Source organism: Streptomyces termitum (assembly GCF_014650175.1).
GTDB lineage: Bacteria > Actinomycetota > Actinomycetes > Streptomycetales > Streptomycetaceae > Streptomyces > Streptomyces termitum.
Genome location: NZ_BMUL01000005.1, coordinates 174,562 through 197,168, shown reverse-complemented (window position 1 = coordinate 197,168; position 22,607 = coordinate 174,562). Strand labels below are relative to the sequence as shown.

At 75.2% G+C, this 22,607-nt stretch carries 19 protein-coding genes; 8 read left to right on the top strand and 11 right to left on the bottom strand.

Annotation, left to right across the window (positions count from 1 at the left end; all coding sequences use genetic code 11):
- Positions 1-62 precede the first annotated feature (62 nt).
- Positions 63-1,265: an alanine racemase gene (locus IE219_RS11830; protein WP_189976599.1), complete on the top strand. Its 1,203-nt coding sequence runs from the start codon at positions 63-65 to the stop codon at positions 1,263-1,265.
- A 3-nt stretch (positions 1,266-1,268) separates the two neighbouring features.
- On the opposite strand, the gene IE219_RS11825 is transcribed toward IE219_RS11830, so the two are convergent.
- From IE219_RS11825 to IE219_RS11815, 3 genes are all read right to left on the bottom strand, one after another.
- Entirely contained in the window at positions 1,269-2,054 is a 786-nt protein-coding gene (locus IE219_RS11825; RefSeq protein WP_189976598.1) for a 3-oxoacyl-ACP reductase, read from the bottom strand.
- A gap of 4 nt (positions 2,055-2,058) precedes the next feature.
- A complete protein-coding gene (locus IE219_RS11820) occupies positions 2,059-3,411 on the bottom strand; it encodes an aldehyde dehydrogenase family protein (protein ID WP_189976808.1) in 1,353 nt (450 codons plus the stop codon).
- A gap of 128 nt (positions 3,412-3,539) precedes the next feature.
- Complete coding sequence (locus IE219_RS11815; RefSeq protein ID WP_189976597.1) at positions 3,540-4,904, bottom strand: glutamine synthetase family protein; 1,365 nt, start codon at positions 4,902-4,904, stop codon at positions 3,540-3,542.
- Positions 4,905-5,147: 243 nt separating this feature from the next.
- Here IE219_RS11815 and IE219_RS11810 point away from each other — a divergent pair, with 243 nt between their 5' ends.
- The gene (locus tag IE219_RS11810) at positions 5,148-5,828 is read left to right on the top strand and encodes a gamma-glutamyl-gamma-aminobutyrate hydrolase family protein (protein WP_189976596.1); all 681 of its coding nucleotides are present in this window, start codon (positions 5,148-5,150) and stop codon (positions 5,826-5,828) included.
- A 118-nt stretch (positions 5,829-5,946) separates the two neighbouring features.
- Here IE219_RS11810 and IE219_RS11805 read toward each other — a convergent pair whose 3' ends face one another.
- Positions 5,947-7,389, bottom strand: coding sequence for a purine-cytosine permease family protein (locus IE219_RS11805; protein ID WP_189976595.1), 1,443 nt, complete (start codon positions 7,387-7,389; stop codon positions 5,947-5,949).
- Positions 7,390-7,456: 67 nt separating this feature from the next.
- Here IE219_RS11805 and IE219_RS11800 point away from each other — a divergent pair, with 67 nt between their 5' ends.
- Positions 7,457-8,185: a TetR/AcrR family transcriptional regulator gene (locus IE219_RS11800; RefSeq protein ID WP_189976594.1), complete on the top strand. Its 729-nt coding sequence runs from the start codon at positions 7,457-7,459 to the stop codon at positions 8,183-8,185.
- A 157-nt stretch (positions 8,186-8,342) separates the two neighbouring features.
- Positions 8,343-9,974, top strand: coding sequence for an amidohydrolase (locus IE219_RS11795; RefSeq protein WP_189976593.1), 1,632 nt, complete (start codon positions 8,343-8,345; stop codon positions 9,972-9,974).
- A gap of 34 nt (positions 9,975-10,008) precedes the next feature.
- Here IE219_RS11795 and IE219_RS11790 read toward each other — a convergent pair whose 3' ends face one another.
- Positions 10,009-11,094, bottom strand: a complete 1,086-nt coding sequence (locus IE219_RS11790; RefSeq protein WP_229849725.1) for a LysR family transcriptional regulator — start codon at positions 11,092-11,094, stop codon at positions 10,009-10,011.
- A gap of 70 nt (positions 11,095-11,164) precedes the next feature.
- Between IE219_RS11790 and IE219_RS11785 the strand changes: the two genes are divergently transcribed.
- Complete coding sequence (locus IE219_RS11785) at positions 11,165-12,346, top strand: TDT family transporter (protein WP_189976592.1); 1,182 nt, start codon at positions 11,165-11,167, stop codon at positions 12,344-12,346.
- Here the strand turns inward: IE219_RS11785 and IE219_RS11780 are convergent.
- From IE219_RS11780 to IE219_RS11765, 4 genes are all read right to left on the bottom strand, one after another.
- Positions 12,273-13,013, bottom strand: a complete 741-nt coding sequence (locus tag IE219_RS11780; RefSeq protein ID WP_189976591.1) for a helical backbone metal receptor — start codon at positions 13,011-13,013, stop codon at positions 12,273-12,275. The two genes, IE219_RS11785 and IE219_RS11780, sit on opposite strands and share 74 nt — an antisense overlap.
- On the bottom strand, positions 13,010-13,561 hold the full coding sequence (locus IE219_RS11775) for a helix-turn-helix domain-containing protein (RefSeq protein WP_189976590.1): 552 nt from the start codon (positions 13,559-13,561) through the stop codon (positions 13,010-13,012). Before IE219_RS11775 ends, IE219_RS11780 begins: the two co-directional genes overlap by 4 nt.
- A gap of 307 nt (positions 13,562-13,868) precedes the next feature.
- Positions 13,869-15,677, bottom strand: a complete 1,809-nt coding sequence (locus IE219_RS11770) for an ABC transporter permease/substrate binding protein (RefSeq protein WP_189976589.1) — start codon at positions 15,675-15,677, stop codon at positions 13,869-13,871.
- The gene (locus IE219_RS11765) at positions 15,670-16,719 is read right to left on the bottom strand and encodes a quaternary amine ABC transporter ATP-binding protein (protein ID WP_189976588.1); all 1,050 of its coding nucleotides are present in this window, start codon (positions 16,717-16,719) and stop codon (positions 15,670-15,672) included. The genes IE219_RS11770 and IE219_RS11765 overlap by 8 nt, the downstream gene beginning before the upstream one ends.
- Before the next feature lie 343 nt (positions 16,720-17,062).
- On the opposite strand from IE219_RS11765, the gene IE219_RS11760 reads away from it, so the two are divergent.
- Both IE219_RS11760 and IE219_RS11755 read left to right on the top strand, forming a co-directional pair.
- Positions 17,063-17,977: a 5'-3' exonuclease gene (locus IE219_RS11760; RefSeq protein WP_189976806.1), complete on the top strand. Its 915-nt coding sequence runs from the start codon at positions 17,063-17,065 to the stop codon at positions 17,975-17,977.
- A gap of 136 nt (positions 17,978-18,113) precedes the next feature.
- Positions 18,114-18,962, top strand: coding sequence for a siderophore-interacting protein (locus tag IE219_RS11755; RefSeq protein ID WP_189976587.1), 849 nt, complete (start codon positions 18,114-18,116; stop codon positions 18,960-18,962).
- 96 nt (positions 18,963-19,058) lie between these two features.
- Here the strand turns inward: IE219_RS11755 and IE219_RS11750 are convergent, their stop codons facing one another.
- Positions 19,059-19,715 (bottom strand): MerR family transcriptional regulator, encoded by a 657-nt coding sequence (locus tag IE219_RS11750; RefSeq protein ID WP_373298813.1) that lies wholly within the window; start codon positions 19,713-19,715, stop codon positions 19,059-19,061.
- A gap of 250 nt (positions 19,716-19,965) precedes the next feature.
- Here IE219_RS11750 and IE219_RS11745 point away from each other — a divergent pair, with 250 nt between their 5' ends.
- Positions 19,966-20,901, top strand: coding sequence for a hypothetical protein (locus tag IE219_RS11745; protein ID WP_189976805.1), 936 nt, complete (start codon positions 19,966-19,968; stop codon positions 20,899-20,901).
- A gap of 79 nt (positions 20,902-20,980) precedes the next feature.
- Here the strand turns inward: IE219_RS11745 and IE219_RS11740 are convergent, their stop codons facing one another.
- Positions 20,981-22,378, bottom strand: a complete 1,398-nt coding sequence (locus IE219_RS11740) for a cytochrome P450 (RefSeq protein WP_373298812.1) — start codon at positions 22,376-22,378, stop codon at positions 20,981-20,983.
- Between the last annotated feature and the right edge of the window lie 229 nt (positions 22,379-22,607).

Sequence of the window (22,607 nt, the reverse complement as noted above, 5' to 3'; positions counted from 1 at the left end):
GTTCCCGGGCGCGCGGGAACGCAGGGGTACCCACCCCCCTGACCGTCTGGCAAGCTCGGGCCATGACTCCCCGTGCCGCCGACCGGGCCCGGTACGACCGGGCCACCGCCGCCCTCGACGCGCCGCTGGCGCTCGTCGATCTGGAGGCGTTCGACGCCAACGCGGACGATCTGGTGCGGCGGGCCGCCGGGAAGCCGGTCCGGGTGGCGAGCAAGTCGGTGCGGTGCCGGGCGCTCCTGGAGCGGGTCCTCGGGCGGGAGGGTTTCGCCGGGGTCATGTCGTTCACGCTGGCGGAGTCGCTGTGGCTGGCGCGGGCCGGGTTCGAGGACGTGCTGCTGGCGTATCCGTCGGCCGACCGGGCGGGTTTCGCGGAGCTGGCGCGGGACCCGAAGCTCGCCGCCGCGGTGACGGTGATGGTGGACGACGTGGCGCAGCTGGACCTGATCGACGCGGCGCGGGCCGGCGGCGCCGAGGCGGTGCGGGTCTGCCTGGAGATGGACACGGCGCTGAGCCTGCTGGGCGGCCGGGTGCGGGTCGGGGCGCGGCGGTCGCCGCTGCGGTCCCCGGCCCAGCTGGCGGAGCTGGCCCGTTCGGTGGTCCGGCGGCCGGGGTTCCGGCTGGTCGGGCTGATGGCGTACGAGGGGCACGTGGCGGGGGTCGGGGACGCGGTGGCGGGCCGGCCGCTGCGGTCGCGGGCGGTGCGGGCGATGCAGGCGGCGGCCCGCCGGGAGCTGGCCGGGCGGCGGGCGGCGGTGGTCGGGGCCGTACGGGCGGTGGCTCCGGAGCTGGAGTTCGTGAACGGCGGCGGCACCGGCAGCGTGCAGCACACGGCGGCGGAGGCGGCGGTGACCGAGGTCGCGGCGGGGTCGGGGCTGTTCGTGCCGCGCCTCTTCGACGACTACACGTCCTTCACGGGCCGGCCCGCCGCGCTGTTCGCACAGCCGGTGGTGCGGCGGCCGGGGGTGGGGGTGGTGACCGTGCTGGGCGGCGGCTATCCGGCGTCCGGCGCGGCCGGGAGGGACCGGCTGCCGGTCCCGTACCTCCCGGAGGGGCTGCGCTACGACCCGAGGGAGGGGCCCGGCGAGGTGCAGACCCCGCTGCTCGGCTCGCCCGCCGACGACCTGCGGATCGGCGACAAGGTGTGGTTCCGGCACGCGAAGGCCGGGGAGCTGTGCGAGCGGTTCGAGAGCCTGTGCCTGGTGGTGGGCGACCGGGTCGTGGACACGCTGCCCACCTACCGGGGCGAGGGCCGCACGTTCCTGTAGGGGCTAGAGCGGGGTGACGTACGCGCCGGAGATGCCGCCGTCGACGAGGAAGTCGGTGGCGTTGACGAAGGACGCGTCGTCGCTGGCGAGGAAGGCGACGGCGGCGGCGATCTCGTCGGCGCGGGCGAAGCGGCCGACGGGGATGTGGACGAGGCGGCGGGCGGCCCGTTCGGGGTCGGCCGCGAAGAGTTCCCGCAGGAGCGGGGTGTCGACGGGGCCGGGGCAGAGCGCGTTGACGCGGATGCCCTCGCGGGCGAACTGGACGCCGAGTTCGCGGGACATGGCGAGGACGCCGCCCTTGGAGGCGGTGTACGAGATCTGGCTGGTGGCCGCGCCCATGACCGCCACGAAGGAGGCGGTGTTGATGATGGAGCCCCTTCCCTGGCGGCGCATGTAGGGCAGGGCGGCCTTGCAGCACAGGTAGACGGAGGTGAGGTTGACGTCCTGGACGCGCTTCCACGCCTCCAGGCCGGTCTCCAGGATGGAGTCGTCGTCGGGCGGGGAGATGCCCGCGTTGTTGAAGGCGATGTCGACGGAGCCGTAGGTCTCGAAGGCGGTGCGGAAGAGCGCCTCGACCTCGTCGGGGTCGGTGACGTCGACGCGGACGAAGGTGCCGCCGACGGCTTCGGCGGCGGCCTTGCCGGTCTCCTCGTCGATGTCGCCGCAGACGACGTGCGCGCCCTCGGAGGCGAGGCGGCGGGCGGTGGCGAGGCCGATGCCGCTGCCGGCGCCGGTGATGACGGCGGTCCGGCCGGTGAGGCGGCGGCAGACGTTCTCTTCGGTGGTCATGCGGTCAGCCTTCCGTGCTGATGAAGACGTTCTTGGTCTCGGTGAAGGCGGTGAGGGCGTCGGGGCCGAGTTCGCGGCCGAGGCCGGACTGGCGGAAGCCGCCGAAGGGCGTCCAGTAGCGGACGCTGGAGTGGGAGTTGACGGAGAGGTTGCCGGCGCGGACGGCGCGGGAGGTGCGCAGGGCGCGGCCGATGTCGCGGGTCCAGACGGAGCCGGCGAGGCCGTACGGGGTGGCGTTGGCGAGGCGGACGGCGTCGGCCTCGTCGTCGAAGGGGAGGACGACGGCGACGGGGCCGAAGATCTCCTCGACGGCGCAGGGGGCGTCCTCGGGGACGCCGGTGAGGACGGTCGGCGGGTACCAGAAGCCGGGGCCCTCGGGGGCCTTGCCGCGGAGGGCGACCGCGTCCTCGGGGACGAGGGAGCGGACGCGGTCGAGCTGGGCGCGGGAGATGAGCGGGCCCATCCGGGTGCGCGGGTCCATGGGGTCGCCGACGACGACCTCCTCGATCGCGGGGGCGAGCAGTTCCAGGAAGCGGTCGTACGCGCTCCGCTGGACGAGGACGCGGGTGCGGGCGCAGCAGTCCTGGCCGCTGTTGTCGAGGAAGGCGGCGGGGGCGGCCGCGGCGGCGGCCTCGATGTCGGCGTCGGCGAAGACGATGTTGGGGCTCTTGCCGCCGAGTTCGAGGGTGAGGCGCTTCACCTGGTCGGCGCACCTGGCCATGATCGCCTTGCCGGTGCGGGTGGAGCCGGTGAAGACGATCTTGGCGACGCCGGGGTGGGTGACGAGGGCGTCGCCGGCGACGGGGCCCTCGCCGGGCAGGACCTGGAAGAGGTGCTCGGGCAGGCCGGCCTCCAGGGCGAGGGCGGCGAGGCGGAGCGCGGTGAGGGGGGTGGTCTCGGCGGGTTTGAGGAGGACGGCGTTGCCCGCGGCGAGGGCGGGGGCGGCGGCCCAGGCGGCGATCGGCAGGGGGAAGTTCCAGGGGGCGATGACGCCGACGACGCCGAGGGGTTCGAGGAGGGTGACGTCGAGGCCGCCGGGGACGGGGATCTGGCGGCCGTTCAGGCGCTCGACTCCCCCGGCGGCGTAGTCGAGGAGGTCGCGGACGTTGCCGGCCTCCCAGCGGGCGTCGCCGAGGAGGTGGCCGGCCTCGCGGACCTCCAGGAGGGCGAGTTCCTCGATGTGGGCGTCGACGACGGAGGCGAAGCGGCGGAGCAGCCGGGCCCGGTCGGCGGGGGCGGCGGCGGCCCAGGCGTGCTGGGCGGCGGTGGCGCGGGTGACGGCGGCGTCCACGTCGGCGGGGGTGGCGGCGGGGACGGTGGCGACGGTCTCCTCGGTGGCGGGGTTGAGGACCCGCAGGAGCGTCCGGGGTTCCGGGGGGCCGCCCGGATCGTGCGGGTCGTACCGGTCGTACGGTTCCTGTGGTTCCTGTGGTTCCTGGAGCAACGGGGCCGGTCCTCTCCGGGAGGGCGTGCGGGGGCGGGGCCTCAGAGGCGTTCGAAGGAGCGGCGGAGTTCCCAGTCGGTCACCGCGGCGTCGAAGGCGGCGAGTTCGACGCGGGCCATGGTCCGGTAGTGGGCGACGACCTCGGGGCCGAATGCCTCCTTGGCGATCTCGCTGGTCTCCCAGAGTTCGGCGGCCTCGCGCAGGGTGGTGGGGACGTGCGGGTGGTCGGCGGTGTAGGCGTTCCCGGCGCAGGGCGGCGGGAGTTCGAGGCCCCGCTCGACGCCGTGCAGGCCGGCGGCGATCATCGCGGCGACGGCGAGGTAGGGGTTGGCGTCGCCGCCGGGGACGCGGTTCTCGAAGCGGGTGGAGGGGCCGTGGCCGACGACGCGGAAGGCGCAGGTGCGGTTGTCGTGGCCCCAGGCGACGGCGGTGGGGGCGAAGGAGCCGGGCTGGAACCGCTTGTAGGAGTTGATGTTGGGGGCGTGCAGGAGGGTGAGGTCGCGCAGGGCGGCGAGCTGTCCGGCGAGGAAGTGCCGCATGAGGGGGGACATGCCGTGGGGATCGTCGCCGGGCATGGCGTTGGCGCCGTCGGCGTCCTGGAGGGAGAGGTGGACGTGGCAGGAGTTGCCCTCGCGCCGGTCGTACTTGGCCATGAAGGTGAGACAGACGCCTTCCTGGGCGGCGATCTCCTTGGCGCCGGTCTTGTAGACGGCGTGCTGGTCGCAGGTGGTGAGGGCCTCGTCGTAGCGGAAGGCGATCTCGTGCTGGCCGGGGTTGCACTCGCCCTTGGCGGACTCGACGGTGAGTCCGGCGGCGGCCATCTCGTTGCGGATGCGGCGCAGGAGGGGTTCGACGCGGCCGCCGCCGAGGATCGAGTAGTCGATGTTGTACCGGTTGGCGGGGGTGAGGTCGCGGTAGCCGGCGTCCCAGGCCTGTTCGTAGGTGTCCTTGAAGACGATGAACTCCAGCTCGGTGCCGACCTGGGCGGTGAGGCCGAGGGCGGCGAGGCGGTCGAGCTGGCGGCGCAGGATCTGGCGGGGCGCGGCGTCGACGGGGCTGCCGTCGGCCCAGGTCAGGTCGGCGGTGACGAGGGCGGTGGCCTCGTTCCAGGGGGTGCGGCGCAGGGTGCTGAGGTCGGGGCGCATGGCGAAGTCGCCGTAGCCGCCGTCCCAGGAGGAGAGGGCGTAGCCGTCGACGGTGTTCATCTCGGTGTCGACGGCGAGGAGGTAGGAGCAGCCCTCGGTGCCGTGGGCGAGGACCTCGTCGAGGAAGAAGGGGGCGGCGAACCGCTTGCCCTGGAGTCTGCCCTGCATGTCGGGGAAGGCGAGGACGACGGTGTCGATCGCGCCGCCGGCCACGAGGGCGCGCAGTTCCTCGACGGTGAGCGGGGGTGTGCGGTCTGCCACGGGACGACTCCTCGTTCGGCCTGCCGGGGACCAAAAGGTACGGGCCGGGACCTTTGGTTGGGAAGGGTGCCGGAAGGGGGTGGCGCGAAGGTGATCCGTACGGGTGAACCGGTGGGGCCGGCCGCCCGGCGGGGCGGGGCGGGGGGCGTACGGGCGGGGGTGGGGGCGGCCGCGTACGGCCCCGGTCCCGGCGGCGCGTTCTACAGTCGGCGCACGGTCCGCGAACCCCAGGGAGGCAGTCCCGTGGCCAAGCCGCTCATCGGTGTGACGACCTATCTGGAACGGGCCCGGTGGGGGGTGTGGGACATGCCGGCGGCGCTGCTGTCGGCGCGCTATCCCCGGTTCGTGCGGGAGGGCGGGGGGCTGGTGGTGATGCTGCCGCCGGACGCGCCGGAGGAGGCCGCCGCGGTGGTGGCCCGGCTGGACGGGCTGCTGGTGGCGGGCGGCGCGGACGTGGAGCCCGCGCGGTACGGGGCGGCGCCCGATCCGCGGACCGGTCCGCCGGCGCGGGAGCGGGACGCGTGGGAGCTGGCGCTGATCGGGGCGGCGCTCGACGCGGGCACGCCGCTGCTGGGGGTCTGCCGGGGGATGCAGCTGCTCAACGTGGCGCTGGGCGGGACGCTGACGCAGCACCTGGACGGGCACATGGGGGAGGTGGGGGTGATGGGGCGGCACGTGGTGAAGCCGGTGCCGGGGACGCGCTACGAGGCGCTGGTGCCGGAGGCGGCCGAGGTGCCGGCCTACCACCACCAGGCGGTGGACCGGCTCGGCGCGGGCCTGGTGGTCTCGGCGTACGCGGAGGACGGCACGGTCGAGGCGGTGGAGCCGGACGGCTCCGCCTGGGTCCTCGGGGTGCAGTGGCATCCGGAGATGGGCGGGGACCCGAGGCTGGCGCGGGGACTGGTGACGGCCGCGCGGGGCTGAGGAACGGGGGCCCGGCCGGGCCGGGGGCCGGGAACGGGACCGGTGCCGGGGCCGGGAGGAAGGGGGCGCGGGGCGGCCGGGGTGGGCGGTCCGGCCGCCCCGCGGTTCGGGGGGCCGGTCAGACGGCGGCGGCGGTCGCGGCGACCGAGCGGCGGCCGAGGAGCACGTAGAGGGCGGTGGTGACGGCCATGCCGACGGGCAGGGAGAGGTCCATGCCGACGGCGGCGGCGACCGGTCCGGTGTAGACGCTGTCGACGCAGAGGGCGCCGGCGGTGAGGCCGCCGAGGAGGGCGGTGATGCCCGCCCCGTGGAAGCCGCCGGTGTACCAGAAGGGGCCGGCGGGGGTCTCGTCGGCGAGTCCTGCGGCGTCGTAGCGGTTGCGGCGCAGCACGATGTCGGTGGCGTACAGGCACATCATCGGGCCGGTGAGGACGGTGATGACCTGGAGGGCGTTGCTGACGGTGTCCAGGAAGTCGGAGACCAGCAGGCCGTAGAGGGTCAGGGCGACGGCGACGGTGCCGTCGAAGAGGACGCTGACGGTGCGCCGGATCCTCAGGCCGACGGCCTGGAGGGCGAGTCCGGCGCTGTAGGCGGTGAGGGCGTTGATGGCGATGGTGCCGAGGACCAGGGCCAGCAGGAAGACCGGGGAGAACCAGCCGGGCAGGATCTCCTGGAGCGCGTTCTGCGGGTCGCCCATGTCGACGGCGGTGGCGGCGAGGGCGCCGAGCGAGCAGACCACGACGCTCGGCACGAACGCGCCGAGCGCGGTCCAGCCCACGATGGCGCGCCGGGAGCTGGCGCGCGGCAGGTAGCGGGAGAAGTCGGCGCTGGTGGTGTACGAGAGCGGGCCCGAGGCGATCATCGTGGTGCAGGCCAGGAGGGTGGCCCACAGGGCCGTGCCGGAGAGCCGGTCGGCGGGGGCGTACGAGAAGTCGGCGTGCCGCGCGACGGCGACGGCGACGACGAGGAAGGCGGCGCTCAGGGCCAGGGTGATCGGCAGGTACAGCTTGATGATCAGGGCGTGGCCGTAGACGCTGATGGTCAGGGTGAGCGCGGCGATGACCACGACGACCGCGACCTCGACGGGGGTGTTGAGCGGGATGCCGGTCTTCTCGACGAGGGCGAAGGCGGCGGTCGCGGCGGCGGCGAGGTTGAGCGCGAAGTAGCAGACCGAGACGAGCCAGCCGCCGACGGCGTTGTTCACGCGGTTGCCGAGGACGCCGTAGAGGGCGCGGGTGATGACCTCGCTGGGCGCGCCGACGGCCGGGCCGGAGGTGGCGAGGACGCCGGTGAGGACCCAGAAGAGGTTGCCGACCACGATCACGCCGAGGGCCTGCCAGAGGGTCAGGCCCATGAACACCAGGGTGCCGCCGATGACGAGGCTGAGGTAGTTGACGTTCGCCGCGGCCCAGACGGAGAACAGCTCGCGGGGGTGCCCGTGGCGTTCGGAGTCGGGGATGTGGTCGATGCCGTGGGCCTCGATGCGGCCGGGCCGGTCGGCCGGCAGGGGTGCCCGCTCGCGCTCTGTCCCGGGGCACGGGTCGGGGATCGTGGAAGCCATGCGGCCCTCCGGTGCGTGATTGCCCACCTGGTTGCTTATTGGTCGCACACTCAATAGCATCCCCGGTATGTCGTCAAGCGTTCAGCGCAAGCGAATCCGGAAATCACCCGAGGCCAGGCGGGCGGAGATCGTGGCCACCGCCGCCCGGATCGCCCTCGCCGAGGGCCTGGAATGCGTCACCCTGCGGCGGGTCGCCGAGGAGCTCACGGTCCGGCCCGGACTGATCAGCCACTACTTCCCGTCCGTCGAGGACCTGGTGGCCGAGGCGTTCGCCATGGCGGCCACCGGAGAGCTCGACTCGCTGCTGCCGGCCGAGCGGCCGGACGGCACCCCCGTCCAGTACCTGGCCCGCTACTTCGCCCTGTCGTCCGGCGACGCGTACGACGACATCAGCCGCCTCTGGATCAACGCCCGCCACCTCAGCCGCTACCGTCCGGTCCTGCGCGAGCGGGTCGTCCGGATGGAGCTCGCCTCCGACGACCGGCTGGAGGCCCTCATCCGCGAGGGCACCGGCCTCGGCGAGTTCCGCACCGACGACGCGCGCTCCGCCGCCGTCCAGATCCTCGTCGTCCTCGACGGCCTCGGCGCCCACGCCAACTCGGACCGCACCGACCGCCCGGCGGTGATCGCCCGTCTGGCCCTCACCACCGCCGAGCGCGCCCTGGGCCTCCCCCACGGCACCCTCGACGCCCCCGGCGCCACCGGCGGCCTGCCCCTGGACTTCTCCCCCGCCGAAGCGGCGGAAGCCGCCGTGGACCGGGCCGCCGCCGACGCCCTGACCGACACTGGAACCTGACCGGACCCGATGGGGTACGGCTCCGCTCCCGGGACCGGAGCCGTACCCGTACCCCCCGCAGGAGCCGCGCCCGGACCGGAGCCGTATCCGCGTCCGGGTCCGGGTCCGGTCCGGTGTGTCCGTCCCGCTCGTACCACCCCCCGCAAGGAGCACCATCGTGTCCACCCGGCTCGTCCTCCACTCCGCCCGCCTGCTCGACCCCGGCACCGGGGGCCCGCTCGCCGCGAGCGCGCTCGCCGTCGGCGCGGACGGGCGGATCTCCGCGCTCGGCGACGACCGCGAGGTGCGGGCCCTCGCCGGACCCGGGACGACCGTCGTCGACCTCAAGGGCGCCGTCGTCACCCCCGGTCTCGTCGACGGGCACACCCACCCGGTGACCGGCGCCGAGCTGACCGGCGGCCTGGACCTCTCCCCCTGCGCCGACCTCGACGCGGTGCGGGAGGCGCTCGCCGCGGAGGTGCGCGGGCTCGCGCGCGGCGCCTGGCTGTTCGGCTGGGGCCTCGACCCGAACGTCTTCGGTGACCTGCCCGTCGGCGTCGCGCCCTTCGACGCCGTCCTCGACGGGGTCCCCGCCTTCCTGCTCCTCTTCGACGCCCACTCCGCGCTCGCCTCCCGCCGCGCCCTGGAACTCGCCGGCGTCGACGGCCCCCGCACCTTCGCCCAGGCCTCCGCCGAGGTCGTCTGCGACGCCGACGGCCGCCCCACCGGCCTCCTCCTGGAGGACGGCGCCTGCGAGCTGGTCGAGCGCGTCGCCCCCCAGCCCACCCGCGCCGAACGGCTGGAGGGGCTCGCCGCCGCCCTCGACGCGATGGCCGCGGCCGGCCTGACCGGCGGGCACGTCATGGACGCCAACGGCGACAGCCTCGACCTGTACGCCGAGCTCGACGCCGCCGGGCGGCTGCCGCTGCGGCTGCGGGTGGCGCCCTGGTGCCAGCCCGGGACCGACGCCGACGGGGTGCGGGAGCTGGTCGAGCTCCAGCGGCGGGGCGGGGCCCTGTGGCGGGTCGCCGGCGTGAAGCTGTTCATGGACGGCACCATCGACAACGGCACGGCCTGGCTGGAGCGGCCCGACCGCCACGGCGAGTCCACCCACGCCTTCTGGCCCGACCCGGCCGCGTACACCGGGATCATCGGCGCACTGCACCGGGCGGGGGTGCCGACCGCCACCCACGCCATCGGCGACGCGGCCGTCCGCCACGTCCTCGACGCGGTCGAGAAGGCGCGGGCGACCGGCGGCGACCCGGCGGTGCGCCACCGGGTCGAGCACATCGAGACCGTGCCCGACGACACCCTGCGCCGCTTCGCCGAGCTGGACGTCATCGCTTCCATGCAGCCCACCCACTGCTGCGACTTCACCCGCGCCGACCACACCGACAACTGGTCGCGCCGGCTCGGCGAGGAGCGCGCCGGGCGCGCCTGGCGCTGCCGGGACCTGGTGGACTCCGGGGCGACCGTGGTGCTGGGCTCGGACTGGCCCATCGCGCCCTTCCCGCCGCTGGGCGTGCTGGGCGGGGCCGTGCACCGGCGCCCCACCCGCGACCTGACGCAGCCGCCGCACGGCCCGGAGCAGGCGCTGACCCCGCTGGAGGCGCTGCGCGGGCTGACCACGGGCGCGGCGCGCGCGGCGGGCGAGGAGCACCTCGCCGGCCGGCTCGCCGTCGGCCACCGCGCCGACCTCACCGTCCTGGCGGCCGACCCGCTCACCGTCCCGGCGACGGAGCTGCCCGACGTCCCGGTCCTCCTGACCGCCGTCGACGGCCGGCTCACCCACCGGGCGGCGGAGCTGTAGGTCCCCCCGCCCCTTCCTTCCGGCGGAGGGGCCGTCAGCCGGCCGGGCGCGCCCTCGTCAGCGAGAGGAGGTCGCGGGCCGGGCCGGTGGGCCGGTGGCCGGTCGGCCAGACGGCCCGCAGGTCGCGGGCGAGCCGGACGCCCGCGACGGGCACCGCGACCAGCCGCCGGGAGGACAGCTCCTCGGTGATGGCCAGTTCGCTGAGGACCGCCGGGCCCGCCCCGCTGACCGCCGCCGCCTTCACGGCGGTGGTGGAGGCCAGTTCCAGGAGCGGGCGCGCCAGGCCCCCGTGCCGCGCGAGGGCCGCGTCGAGGACCTGCCGGGTGCCGGAGCCGCGCTCCCGCAGGATCAGCGGGGCGGCGGCCAGCTCGGCCGGGTCGATCGGGGCCCGGCGGCGGGCCCAGGGGTGGCCGGGCGCGGTGACCACGGCGAGCCGGTCGTGGGCGACGACGGTGCCGTCGAGTCCGTCCGGCACGGCCAGCCCCTCCACGAAGCCGAGGTCCGCCTCCCCGGCGAGCAGCCGCTCGGCGACCGCCGCCGAGTTCCCGGCCTGGAGCGAGACGGCGGTGTCCGGGCGTTCGGCGCGCAGCGCGATCAGCCAGCCCGGCAGCAGGTACTCGGCGATCGTCATGGACGCGGCGACCCGCAGCCGCGAGTCCCGGCGCCCGCGCAGCGCCTGCACCCCCGCGTCGAACGCCTCGGCCGCCTCCACGATCCGCCGCGCCCAGTCGGTGACCAGCGCGCCCGCGTCGGTGAGCCGGGAGCCGCGCGGGGAGCGGTCCACCAGGGCGACGCCGAGCTGGCGCTCCATCGACCGCACCCGGCTGCTGGCGGCGGGCTGGGTGATGCCGACCTCGCGGGCGGCGGCGCCGAGGCTGCCGTGCCGGGCGACGGCGAGGAGCAGTTCGAGCGCGCCGAGGTCGGGGACGCGGTGGGAGAGGTGCGCGGTGACCGGCCGCCCCGTGCCCGCGCCCCGGCCGCCGCCCCCCGAAGCCGCCAGGATCGCCGCCGCGGCCGTACTCCGCCCCGCATCGGATCCACTGTCCGGAACCGATCCGCCGTCCGTGCCGCCCGCCGTGCCGTCGTCCCCGTCCGGGCCCGCGCCCCGCTTCCCGCTCATAAAGCCAGCTTATGACGTCATAGCCGCGTGATCCCTGGTGGGGCGGGCGCGGGAGCGGGACGGTGGAGCCATGGCAAGCCTCGCACTCCCCCGGTCCCACCCCCGCCCCGAGCCCCGCACCGGCCCCGGTTCCGGCGCCGGAGGCGGGCCGTCCCGTTCGGTGCGGCACCTCGGGCCCAACTGGTACGCCGCCGTGATGGGCACCTCCGTCGTCGGCACCGCCGGGGCCGCGCTGCCGGTCTCCGTGCCCGGCCTGCGCACCGTCTGCACCGGCGTCTGGGCGCTCTCCCTCGCGATGCTGCTGACCCTGCTCACCGCCCGCGCCGCGCACTGGCACCGCCACCGCGACCAGGCCCGCGCCCACCTCCTCGACCCGGCGGTGGCCCCGTTCTACGGCTGCCTGTCGATGGCGCTGCTGGCCGTCGGCGGCGGGACGCTGACGCTCGGCCGGGACTGGATCGGGCTGCCCGCCGCGGTCGCCGCCGACGCCGTCCTCTTCACCGCCGGTACGGCGATCGGGCTCGCGGCGGCGGTGGCGGTGCCGTACCTGATGGTGGTCCGGCACCGGATCGACCAGGCGTCCCCGGTGTGGCTGCTGCCGGTCGTCGCCCCGATGGTGTCCGCCGCGGTCGGCCCGCTGCTCCTGCCCCACCTGCCCGAGGGGCAGCCCCGGCAGACCCTCCTCCTCGCCTGCTACGCCATGTTCGGGATCAGCCTGCTCGCCACCCTGGTGATGCTGCCGCTGGTCTTCGGCCGGCTGGTCCTGGACGGGCCGCTGCCGCTCGCGCTCACCCCGACGCTCTTCCTGGTGCTGGGCCCGCTGGGCCAGTCGACCACCGCCGCGAACGCCTTCGCGGACTCCGCCGCCGGGGTGCTGCCCGAGCCGTACGCGCACGGCTTCGGCGCCTTCGCCGTCCTGTACGGCGTGCCCGTCATGGGCTTCGCGCTGCTGTGGCTGGCGCTGGCCGGGGCGATGGTGGTGCGGGCCCGGCGCGCGGGCATGGGCTTCGCGATGACCTGGTGGGCCTTCACCTTCCCGGTCGGCACCTGCGTGACCGGCGCCGAGGGCCTGGCCCGCCACACCGGTCTGGACGCCTTCCGCTGGCTGTCCGTCGCCCTGTACGCGCTCCTCGCGGCGGCCTGGCTGGTGGCCGGGGCCCGCACCGCGCGCGGGCTGCTCAGCGGAGCGCTGCTCGCAGGGCCCGCGCGAGCTCCCGGGGCGCCCGTGCCAGCGACGGCCCGTACCAGGTGAGCATCCGCCCGTCGACGAGGGCGGCGGCGGCCCCGGGGAACGCCTCGGGGCCGTCGTCGGCGGTGAAGCGGTACGGCTCGTCGGGCAGGACCACCAGGCGCGGCCCGGCCGCGTTCAGCTCGTCGAGCGGGACCTTCGGGTAGCGCTCGGGGTGGTCCGCGTAGAGGTTGCGGACGCCGAGGCGGGCGAGCAGGTCGCCGGCGAAGGTGTCCCGGCCGACGACCATCCACGGCCGGCGCCAGATCGGCACGACGGCGGTGATCCCGTCCCCGACCGGTTCGACGGCGGCCCACGCCTCCTCCGCCTCCGCGAGCCAGCGCGGCCGGGGCGCGCCGCAGGCCGCGACGACGCCGGCGAGGGCCGCGAGGCCCTGGTCGAGGGTGCGGACCTCGGTGAGGAGGACCTCGGCGCCGCCGGCCCGCAGGGCGTCGAGGTCGGGGGCGCGGTTCTCCTCCTCGTTGGCGAGGACGAGGTCGGGGCGGAGCGCGAGGACGGCGGGCACGTCGGGGTTCTTGGTGCCGCCGATCCGGGCCACGTCGAGCCCGGCCGGGTGGGAGCACCAGTCGGTGGCGCCGACGAGGACGCCCGGCGCGCTGACCGCGACGGCCTCGGTGAGCGAGGGCACGAGCGAGACGACGCGGGGGGCCCGGCCCCGGACGGCGCTCACTCCTCCTCGGCTTCGACGTGCTCGGCGACCGCGACGACGAGGAGCCGGGTGCCGGGCTCGGTGGAGCGCCAGCGGTGCCGGACGCCGCCGGAGAGGTAGAGGGTGTCGCCGCGGACCAGCCGGTGGGCGCGGCCCTCGGCCTCGACCTCGACGGCGCCGTCGGTGACGTACAGCAGCTCGTCGTTGCGGTGCTGGAACTCGCCGCCCGCGTCCACCTCGCCGGTGAACTCCAGGGCGTGCAGCTGGTGCCGGCCGCGGACCAGGCGGCGGACGCCGTCGGGCAGCCCCTCGGTGCCCTCGTCGGCGCGGACGACGGCGATGGTGCGGGCGGCCTCGGCGGCGGCGACGAGCTCGCCGGAGGTGGTCTCCAGGGCCTCGGCGACGAGTTCGAGGGAGCGGCGGCTCGGCCGGGCCCGCTCGTTCTCGATCTGGCTGAGGAAGGGGACGGAGAGGCCGCTGCGGGAGGCGACGACGGCCAGGGTCAGCCGGAGGGAGCGGCGGCGCCTCTTGACGGCGGCCCCCACGCGGACCGATTCCTTGTCGTCCATGTCGGCTTCCCTCCCTCGTACCCCGTCGTACCGGCTGGTTACCTGAACCTTACGCAGCTTTGGGCCGGGGTTTCTCGTCGTGGCGAAAAGGGATGGTCGCCGACCACGGTCGGCGACCATCCCTTTTCGGCCGGTAAGTCTCCCGGCGGGTCTTCCGGCCCGGAGCGGACCGGCGCCCGTGAGGCCCCCGGTGGGGGGCGGGGACCTCACGGACCGCCCCGGTGGGTGCGTCGTGGGGCGGATCCTCACGGGCCGCCCCGGCGGGGGCGTCGCGGGGCGGGGCTCGCACGGCCGGCCCCGGCGGGGGCTACTGCGGGGCGAGCTTCTCCGCGAGGCCGGGCTGGGCGTCGAGCCAGGCGCGGACGGCCTCCTGCTCCTTGCCCTTGCCGGTGCTCTGGATCTTCTCCTCCAGGCCGGTGAGCTGCTTCTCGGTGAGCGAGAAGTCCTTCAGCCAGGCGCCGACCTCGGGGTTGTCCTCGGTGAAGCCCTTGCGGGCCAGGGTGTGGACGCCGTCGCCGGTGCCCCAGACGCCCTTCGGGTCGGCCAGCTTGGTCAGCTCGTGGGCGGAGTAGGCCCAGTGCGGCGACCAGAGGGTGACGACGACCGGTTCCTTGCGGTCGTAGGCGCGCTTCAGCTCGGCGAGCATGCCGGGCGTGGAGCCGTCGACGACCTGGTACTCGCCCTCCAGGCCGTACTCCTTGAGCACCTTGTCCTTGAGGATGCCCATCATGCCCGCGCTGGGCTCGATGCCGATGATGCGGCCCTTGAAGCGGTCGCCCTTGCCCTTGAGGTCGGCGAGGGACTTCACGTCCTTCACGTACGAGGGGACGGACAGCTCCAGGGAGGTGGGGCCGTACCAGGAGCCGAGGTCCTCCAGCTTGTTCCCGTACTTCTCCAGGTACTGGGCGTGGGTGACGGGCAGCCAGGCGTCGGTCTGGAAGTCGAGCTGCCCGCCGGCCAGGCCGGTGTAGAGCGCGCCCGCCTCCAGCTGCTTGGTCTCCACCTCGTAGCCGCGGCGCTCCAGGAGCTCCTTCCACAGGTAGGTGGAGGCGATGCCCTCGTCCCACGGGATGTAGCCGATGCTGAGCTTCTTGCCGTGGCCGGCGCCCTGCGCGGCGGCGGTGGTGGAGGTCGGGCCGGAGCCGCCGAGGAAGCCGGCGCCGCCCGCGGCGAGCGCGAGGACGACGATGCCGACGAGGGCCGTGACCGGCTGCGGGCGGTGCGCCCACAGCCGGGCGGCGCTGCGCCGGGAGGCCGCGGCGCGGGCCTTGGCGAGGGCACGGCGGCCGAGCGGGGAGACCTGGCGGCCCAGCGCGCCGGTCATCCGGTCGAGGTACATGGCGAGGACGACGATGGAGACGCCCGCCTCGAAGCCGAGGCCGATGTCGACGTTGCCGATGGCGCGGTAGACCGCGCCGCCGAGCCCGCCGCCGCCGACCATGCCCGCGATGACGACCATGGAGAGGCCCAGCATGATGACCTGGTTGACGCCCGCCATGATCGTGGGGACGGCGAGCGGCAGCTGCACGCGGACCAGGGTGTCGCGCGGGGTGGTGCCGAACGCCTCGGCGGCCTCGACGAGTTCCGCGTCGACCTGGCGGATGCCCAGCTCGGTCATGCGGACGCCGGGCGGCAGCGCGAAGACGATGGTGGCGATGATGCCGGGGACGACGCCGACGCCGAAGAAGATGATGCCGGGGATGAGGTAGACCATCGCCGGCATGGTCTGCATGAAGTCGAGGACGGGCCGCAGCACGGCGCTGACCGTCTTCGACCGGGCCGCCCAGATGCCGAGCGGGACGGCGATCACCAGGGTGACGAGGGTGGCGACGAGGACCAGCGAGAGGGTCGCCATCGCCTCGTCCCACAGCTGCACGGAGTCGACGAGCGCGAGGCCCGCGAAGGAGAGCAGACCGGCGGCGAGGCCGCGCAGCCACCAGGCGACGACGGCGAGGATGCCGGCCAGCAGCAGCGGGTGCGGCGCCGACAGGACGGCGTCGATGCCGTCGTACAGGCCGGTGATGCCGCCGCTGACGGCGTCGAACAGCCAGGAGAGCCGGGCCTGGAGCCAGTCGACGGAGCTGTCGACCCAGGAACCGAGGGGAAGCCTAGGCACCGGCCGCCACCCCCTCCGCCGAAGCCCCGCCCATCACGGCGAGCAACTTCTCCTTCTGTACGACTCCGAGGGCGGAGCCGGCGTCGTCGTGCACGACCACCGGGTGCGGGCCCGCGGCGGCGAGCGCGCACAGGTCGGCGAGGAGCGTGTCCGGGCCGACGACCGGGGCGTCGGGGTCGAGCGGGCCGTCGGCCGGGCTCATGACGGCGGCGGCGGTGAGCACCCGGGAGCGGTCGACGTCCTGGATGAAGGAGGCCACGTAGTCGTCGGCGGGCCGCACGAGGATGTCCTCGGCGGTGCCCAGCTGCACGATCCGGCCGCCGCGCATGACGGCGATCCGGTCGCCCAGGCGCATGGCCTCGTTGAGGTCGTGGGTGATGAAGACGATGGTCTTCTTCAGCTTCTTCTGGAGCACCAGGAGCTGGTCCTGCATGTCGCGGCGGATCAGCGGGTCGAGCGCGCTGAACGACTCGTCCATGAGGAGCAGGTCGGCGTCGGTGGCGAGCGCGCGGGCCAGGCCGACGCGCTGCTGCATGCCGCCGGACAGCTCGTCCGGCCAGGACTTCTCCCAGCCGGCCAGGCCGCACAGCTCCAGCGCCTCGGCGGCGCGCTTCTCGCGCTCGGCGGGCGCCACGCCCTGGACCTCCAGGCCGTAGGCGGCGTTCTCCAGGACGGTGCGGTGCGGGAAGAGCGCGAAGTGCTGGAAGACCATGCTGACGCGGCGGGCCCGGACCTCGCGCAGCGCGCGGGGGGAGAGCGCGGTGAGGTCGTCGCCGTCGAAGACGACGCGGCCCGCGGTCGGTTCGAGGAGGCCGTTGAGCATCCGCAGCAGGGTCGACTTGCCGGACCCGGAGAGGCCCATGACGACGAAGATCTGGCCCGGTTCGACGGTGAACGACGCGTCGACGACGGCCGCGGTGACGCCGTCCTCCCGCAGTGCTTCGCGGTCGGCGCCGTCCGCGAGGGCGCGGACGGCGGCGGATTCGTCGGCGGGGCGTCTGCCGAACACCTTGAACAGGTGGTCGGCCTGGAGCCTGGACACATTCACCTCACGGGTAGCAGGGAGCACGGTCCGACACCCCCGCGACCGAACCGTGGAGCGGCGCGGGATCGGCCCGCGACACCCGTCGCGTACGAGACCCACTGCATGTGGCCCCGTACCGGGTCCGCTCCGGACTCGCGCCTGCCCCGGCCCTCCGGGGGCAAACCCGAAGGTGACGGGGGTCACGATGGGGTGCGGGATCCGGCGCGGGGCGGGTCGCCGGGACGGCCGTTGCCGGGGGGGGGTGCGGGCCGTCGGGACGGGCACTGTCGGTGGGGTGCGGGTCGTCGGGACGGGCGCTGTCGGTGGGGTGCGGCATGATCGGGGGGTGACGCGACGCCTGATGCTCCTGGACACCGCCAGCCTCTACTTCCGCGCGTACTTCGGCGTGCCGGACTCCGTCCGGGCCCCGGACGGGACGCCGGTGAACGCCGTGCGCGGACTCCTCGACTTCATCGGACGGCTGGTCCAGGACCACCGGCCGGACTCCCTGGTGGCCTGCTGGGACGACGACTGGCGGCCCCAGTGGCGCGTGGACCTCATCCCCTCCTACAAGGCGCACCGGGTCGCCGCCGAGACCGCGTCCGGCCCCGACGAGGAGGAGATCCCGGACACCCTCTCCCCGCAGGTGCCGGTCATCGAGGACGTCCTCGCCGCGCTCGGCATCGCCCGGATCGGGGCGGCCGGCTTCGAGGCGGACGACGTGATCGGCACCCTGACCGCGCGGGCGGAGGGCCCGGTGGACATCGTCACCGGCGACCGCGACCTCTTCCAGCTCGTCGACGACGCCCGGGCGGTCCGGGTGCTCTACCCGCGCAAGGGCGTCGGCGACTGCGACCTGGTGGACGACGGGCTGATCCGCGCGAAGTACGGGGTGGCGCCCGACCGGTACGCGGACTTCGCCGCCCTGCGCGGGGACGCCAGCGACGGCCTGCCCGGCGTGAAGGGCATCGGCGAGAAGACGGCCGCGCAGCTGATCGGCGAGTACGGCGACCTGGCGGGCGTCCGGGCCGCGGCCGGGGACCCGGCGTCGAGGCTCACCCCGGCCAAGCGGCGCGGGATCCTGGAGGCGGCGGCCTACCTGGACGTGGCGCCGACCGTGGTCCGGGTCGCGCGGGACGTGCCGCTGCCGGAGTTCGACCCGGCGCTGCCGGCCGCGCCCCGGGACCCGGCGGCCCTGGAGGCGCTGTCGGCCCGCTGGGGCCTGGGCGGGGCGGTCGGCCGCCTGCTGCCGGTCCTGGCGGAGGCCCGGGACTGAGCCCGGGGCGCCCGGGTGTGGCGGATACGACGGGACGCGCGCCGCAGGGGATGCTAACTTAGGCATACCTAAGTCCGAGGGGTGTCCGGGCGGCTCCGCGCCGTCGGCGCCGTACCGTCCTCCAGGAGAGTCCGCCGTGGCAGAGCAGCCGGCCCGCAAGGCCCCCAGGGCCACCGAAGCGCACGTGGTGCGCACCGAGCGGCTCACCCCGCACATGGTGCGGATCGTCCTCGGCGGCCCCGGTCTGGACGGCTTCGACGCCGGCGCCTTCACCGACCACTACGTGAAGCTGCTGTTCGCCCCCGAGGGCGTGTCCTACCCGGAGCCGTTCGACATGGAGGGGATCCGGGAGGCGTTCCCGCGCGAGCAGTGGCCGACCACCCGTACGTACACCGTGCGCGCCTGGGACGCGGACCTGCACGAGCTGACCCTCGACTTCGTGGTCCACGGCGACGAGGGCCTGGCCGGTCCGTGGGCGGCCCGCGCCCGGGTCGGCGACACCGTGCGCTTCCTCGGCCCCGGCGGCGGCTACGCGCCGGACCCGGCGGCCGACTGGCACCTCCTCGCCGGTGACGAGAGCGCGCTGCCCGCGATCGCGGCGGCCCTGGAGCGGATGCCCGCCGGCACCCGGGTGCACGCCTTCGTCGAGGTCGAGGACGCCGCCGACGAGCAGGAGTTCGCCACGGCGACGGGCGTCGAGGTGACCTGGCTGCACCGCTCGGGCCGCCCGGTCGGCGAGACGGTCGTGGAGGCGGTCCGCGCCCTGGACTTCCCGGCGGGCGACGTGCACGCCTTCGTCCACGGCGAGGCGGGCTTCGTGAAGGAGCTGCGCCGCCTGCTCCGCATGGAGCGCCAGGTGCCGCGCGAGCGGCTGTCCATCTCGGGCTACTGGCGCCTGGGCAAGACGGACGAGGGCTGGCGCGCGATCAAGCGCGACTGGAACGAGCGGGTGGAGCGGGAGCAGGAGCACCAGCAGGCCGCCTGACGGCCCCGCTCACACCGGCCGCACGCCCGGCGGAGGGGCGGAGGGGACACCCCCTCCGCCCCTCCGCCTTTCCGTGCCCCACTCCCCCCGCTCCCCTTACTCCTCCCGCTCCCCCGGCTCCGCCTCCCCGCACCGGTCGCCGTCCCCGGCCTCTTCCTCCGGGCCGCCGTAGAGGCGGGACGAGGCGTCTATCTGGGCGAGGCGGCGCAGCGCGGCGAAGAGCGCGTCGCCGAGGACCGTCCCTATGGCGACGCTCTCGACGAGTTCCTCGCGGGCGACGTGGCGCCCGACGTACTCCAGGTCGGCGCGGGCGACCAGCTCCGCCGCCTCCGCGTAGGCGGGGAGGACCTCGGCGAACCGCTCGTGGCCGACGGAGCCGAGCGCGGCGAGGGCCACGGCGAGCGCCTCCCCGGCCGCGCTGCCGGGGTAGCCGCGCCAGCCCCGGGCGGTGAGCAGTTCGCCCACGCGCTCGCGAGCCTCGACGAGCCCGTCCCCGGCCTCCTCCCCCCCGCCGTACCGGGGGACCATGCGCTCCGCCGCCTCCCCCAGGAGGTCATGGACGGGGCGCTCCGGGTCGTCGACGGCGGCGATCACCTCGCCGACGGAGGCCACGGAGAGCCCGCCGACTTCGATGAGGGCCCGGATCAGGCGGAGCCGCCGTACGTGCGTCTCTTCGTACGCGGCCTGGTTCGGGCTCGTCAGCCGGCCGGGCGGAAGCAGCCCCTCCCGTACGTAGAACTTGATCGTGGGCACCGAAACCCCGGCCCTGCGGCTCAACTCACCGATGCGCAACGTGCGTTCACCTTTCTCCTGCCTTCCGGGCCTTGCCGGACCCCCCTCCATCATAGATAGTGGGACTATCAGATAGCGGCAAGTGCCACTATCCATAATGACAACGGGGGGAATCCGTATGTCCGAGCACGCCCGCACACCCCTGCCCATATCCGGGGAGGCGCCCGAACGGAGCCGCCTCCACCGCCCGCTCCTCTGGTTCGCCGCCGCCATGGCCATCTTCGCCCTCGTCAGCGCGGGCGGCATCCTCCTCGACGACCGCACGCTCCTCGGCGCGCCGATCTGGTCCAAGCCCTTCAAGTTCGCGGTGTCGTTCGTCGCCTACGCGCTCTCGCTCGCCTGGATGCTCAGCCTGTTGCCGCGCGGACGCCGGGCCGGCTGGTGGGCCGGCACCGTGGTCACCGCCGCCAGCGCGATCGAGATGGTCCTGATCACCCTCCAGGTGATCCGCGGCCGCCAGAGCCACTTCAACCACTCCACCCCCTTCGACAACGCGGTCTTCCAGGCCATGGGCGGCACCGTCGCCGTCCTCTGGACCGGCGCCCTGGTCATCGCCGTCCTCCTGCTGCGCGCCCGGTTCCTCGACCGCGCCACCGCCTGGGCCGTCCGCCTCTCCTCCCTCATCGCCCTCGCGGGCGCCGCCGTCGGCTTCCTGATGGTCCGCCCCACCCCCGACCAGCTCACCGCCACCGACCCGCCCATCGTCGGCGCCCACAGCGTCGGCGTCCCGGACGGCGGCCCCGCCCTCCCCGTCACCGGCTGGGCGGCCACCGGCGGCGACCTGCGCATCGCCCACTTCTTCGGCATGCACGCCCTCCAACTGATCCCGCTGCTGCTCCTCGTCCTCGCCGCCCTGGCCCCCCGCTTCCCCCGCCTCGCCGACCCCGCCGTCCGGCTCCGCCTGGTCCTCACCGCCTCCGCCGCCTACACCGCCGCCTTCGCCCTCCTCACCTGGCAGGCCCTCCGAGGACTGCCCCTCCTCCACCCCGACACCGCCACCCTCACCGCGGCCGCCACCCTCGCCGTCCTCACCGCGGCAACCACCCTCCTCTCCCTCCGCACCCGCACCCCCGCACCCGCCTCCCCGCCGGAACCGGGCGCGGGGACCCCCTCCACCCCGAGGCCGAGCCGAACGACATCGGCCTGACGACGGAGCGGCACCCGCTGGGCGGCGGGCCCTGGGACAGGGCCCGCCGGACCGCGCGCCCCGGCGCGGGCTCCGGCCGTCAGCCCCGCTTCCGTACTGTGGCCGTCACTTCCCGGTCGGGCTGGAGGGTGAGGCCGGGCACCGGGAGGATCTCGCCTGCGGTGAGGTCCAGGTCGTAGCGGCGGGAGAGGACGGCGAGGACGAGGACCGCCTCGACGAGGGCGAAGCGGGTGCCCAGGCAGACGCGGGGCCCGCCGCCGAAGGGGTACCAGGCGTACTCGGGTATCTCCTCGGCCGTCCCGCCCTCCCCGTCGGCGAGCCAGCGCTCGGGGCGGAACTCCTCGGCGTCCGCGTACCAGCGCGGGTCGCGGTGGGTGGCCCACTGGCTGGACCAGACGCGGGTGCCGGCCGGGACCGGGGTGCCGCCCAGGGTGGCGCCCTCCCTGGCGACGCCGGTGAGGAGCCAGATCGTCGGGTAGAGGCGCAGGGTCTCCTTCACCACGGCCTGGGCGTAGGGCAGCGAGGCGTAGTCGTCGTGGCCGGGCTCGTGGTCGGCGAGGACCCGGTCCAGCTCCTCCGTCAGCGCCCGGCGGGCCCGCTCGTTCCGGGAGAGGAGGTACCAGGCCCAGACGAGGGTGGAGCTGGTCGTCTCGTGGCCGCCGACGTAGAGGGTGACCGTCTCGTCGCGGATCTCCCGGTCGGAGAGGTGGGCGCCGGTCTCGTCCCGGGCGGTCAGCAGCCGGCTGAGCAGGTCGGGCCGGTCCTCGCCGCCGTCCCGGTGGCGGGCGACGACGCGGGAGACCTCGGCGTCGATGACGGCGACGGCCCGTTTGATGCGGGCCCGGCCCGGGGTGGGCACCCAGTCCGGCAGCACCGCCCCGAGGCCGCTGAACTCGGCGCCGATCTCCTGCTGGGCGACGTCCATCGCCCGGCCGATGGCCTCCGCGTCGATGGCGGTGTCCACGCCGAAGATGGTGCGGACGGCGATGAGCTGGGTGAGGGCGGTCATCTCCTTCTTGACGTCGATCCGATGCCCGTCGCTCCAGCGGTCGGCGAGCGCGACCGCGCACTCCGCCATGGTGGCCGCGTAGGAGCGGACCTGTTTGGGGCGGACGGAGGGCTGGACCAGGGAGCGCTTGCGGCGCCAGTCGCGGCCCTTGGCGACCACCACCCCGTTGCCGAGCAGGGTGCGGACGGCGATGCCCAGGTCGGGGTGGTCGAAGGTGTCCTCCATGCCCGTGAGCAGTTCCCCGATGTGGTCCGGGTGGGCGATGAAGAGGGCGGGGCCCGGGCCGAAGCGCCAGCGGACGAGGTCGCCGCGCTCCCGCAGCCGTTCGAAGAAGGCCAGGGGGTTCTTGCCGAACTCGGGGAGGTTGCCGAGCAGGGGCACGCCGCGCGGCCCCTCGGCGAAGGCGGCGGCCGGTCCCGGCCGGTCCTCCCGGTCGGCGCCGGTCTCGGCGCCGGTGTGCGTGGTCACCTGGGTCCTCCCCCAACTCCCGTTCCCTGCGTGCGATTCCATGCAAGCGGACCGCGGCACACCACGCCACCCCTGTGGACGACGCCCTGTGGAAAACCGGTGGGGCAAGCCGCCCGGAAACACGGAAGAACCCACGGACGCGCGAGGGCGAGGGCCCTGCGCGGAGGCCCCCTACGAGCCGCCCGGAAAGCACGGAAGGGCCCGCGGCGGTCGCCCGCCGCGGGCCCTT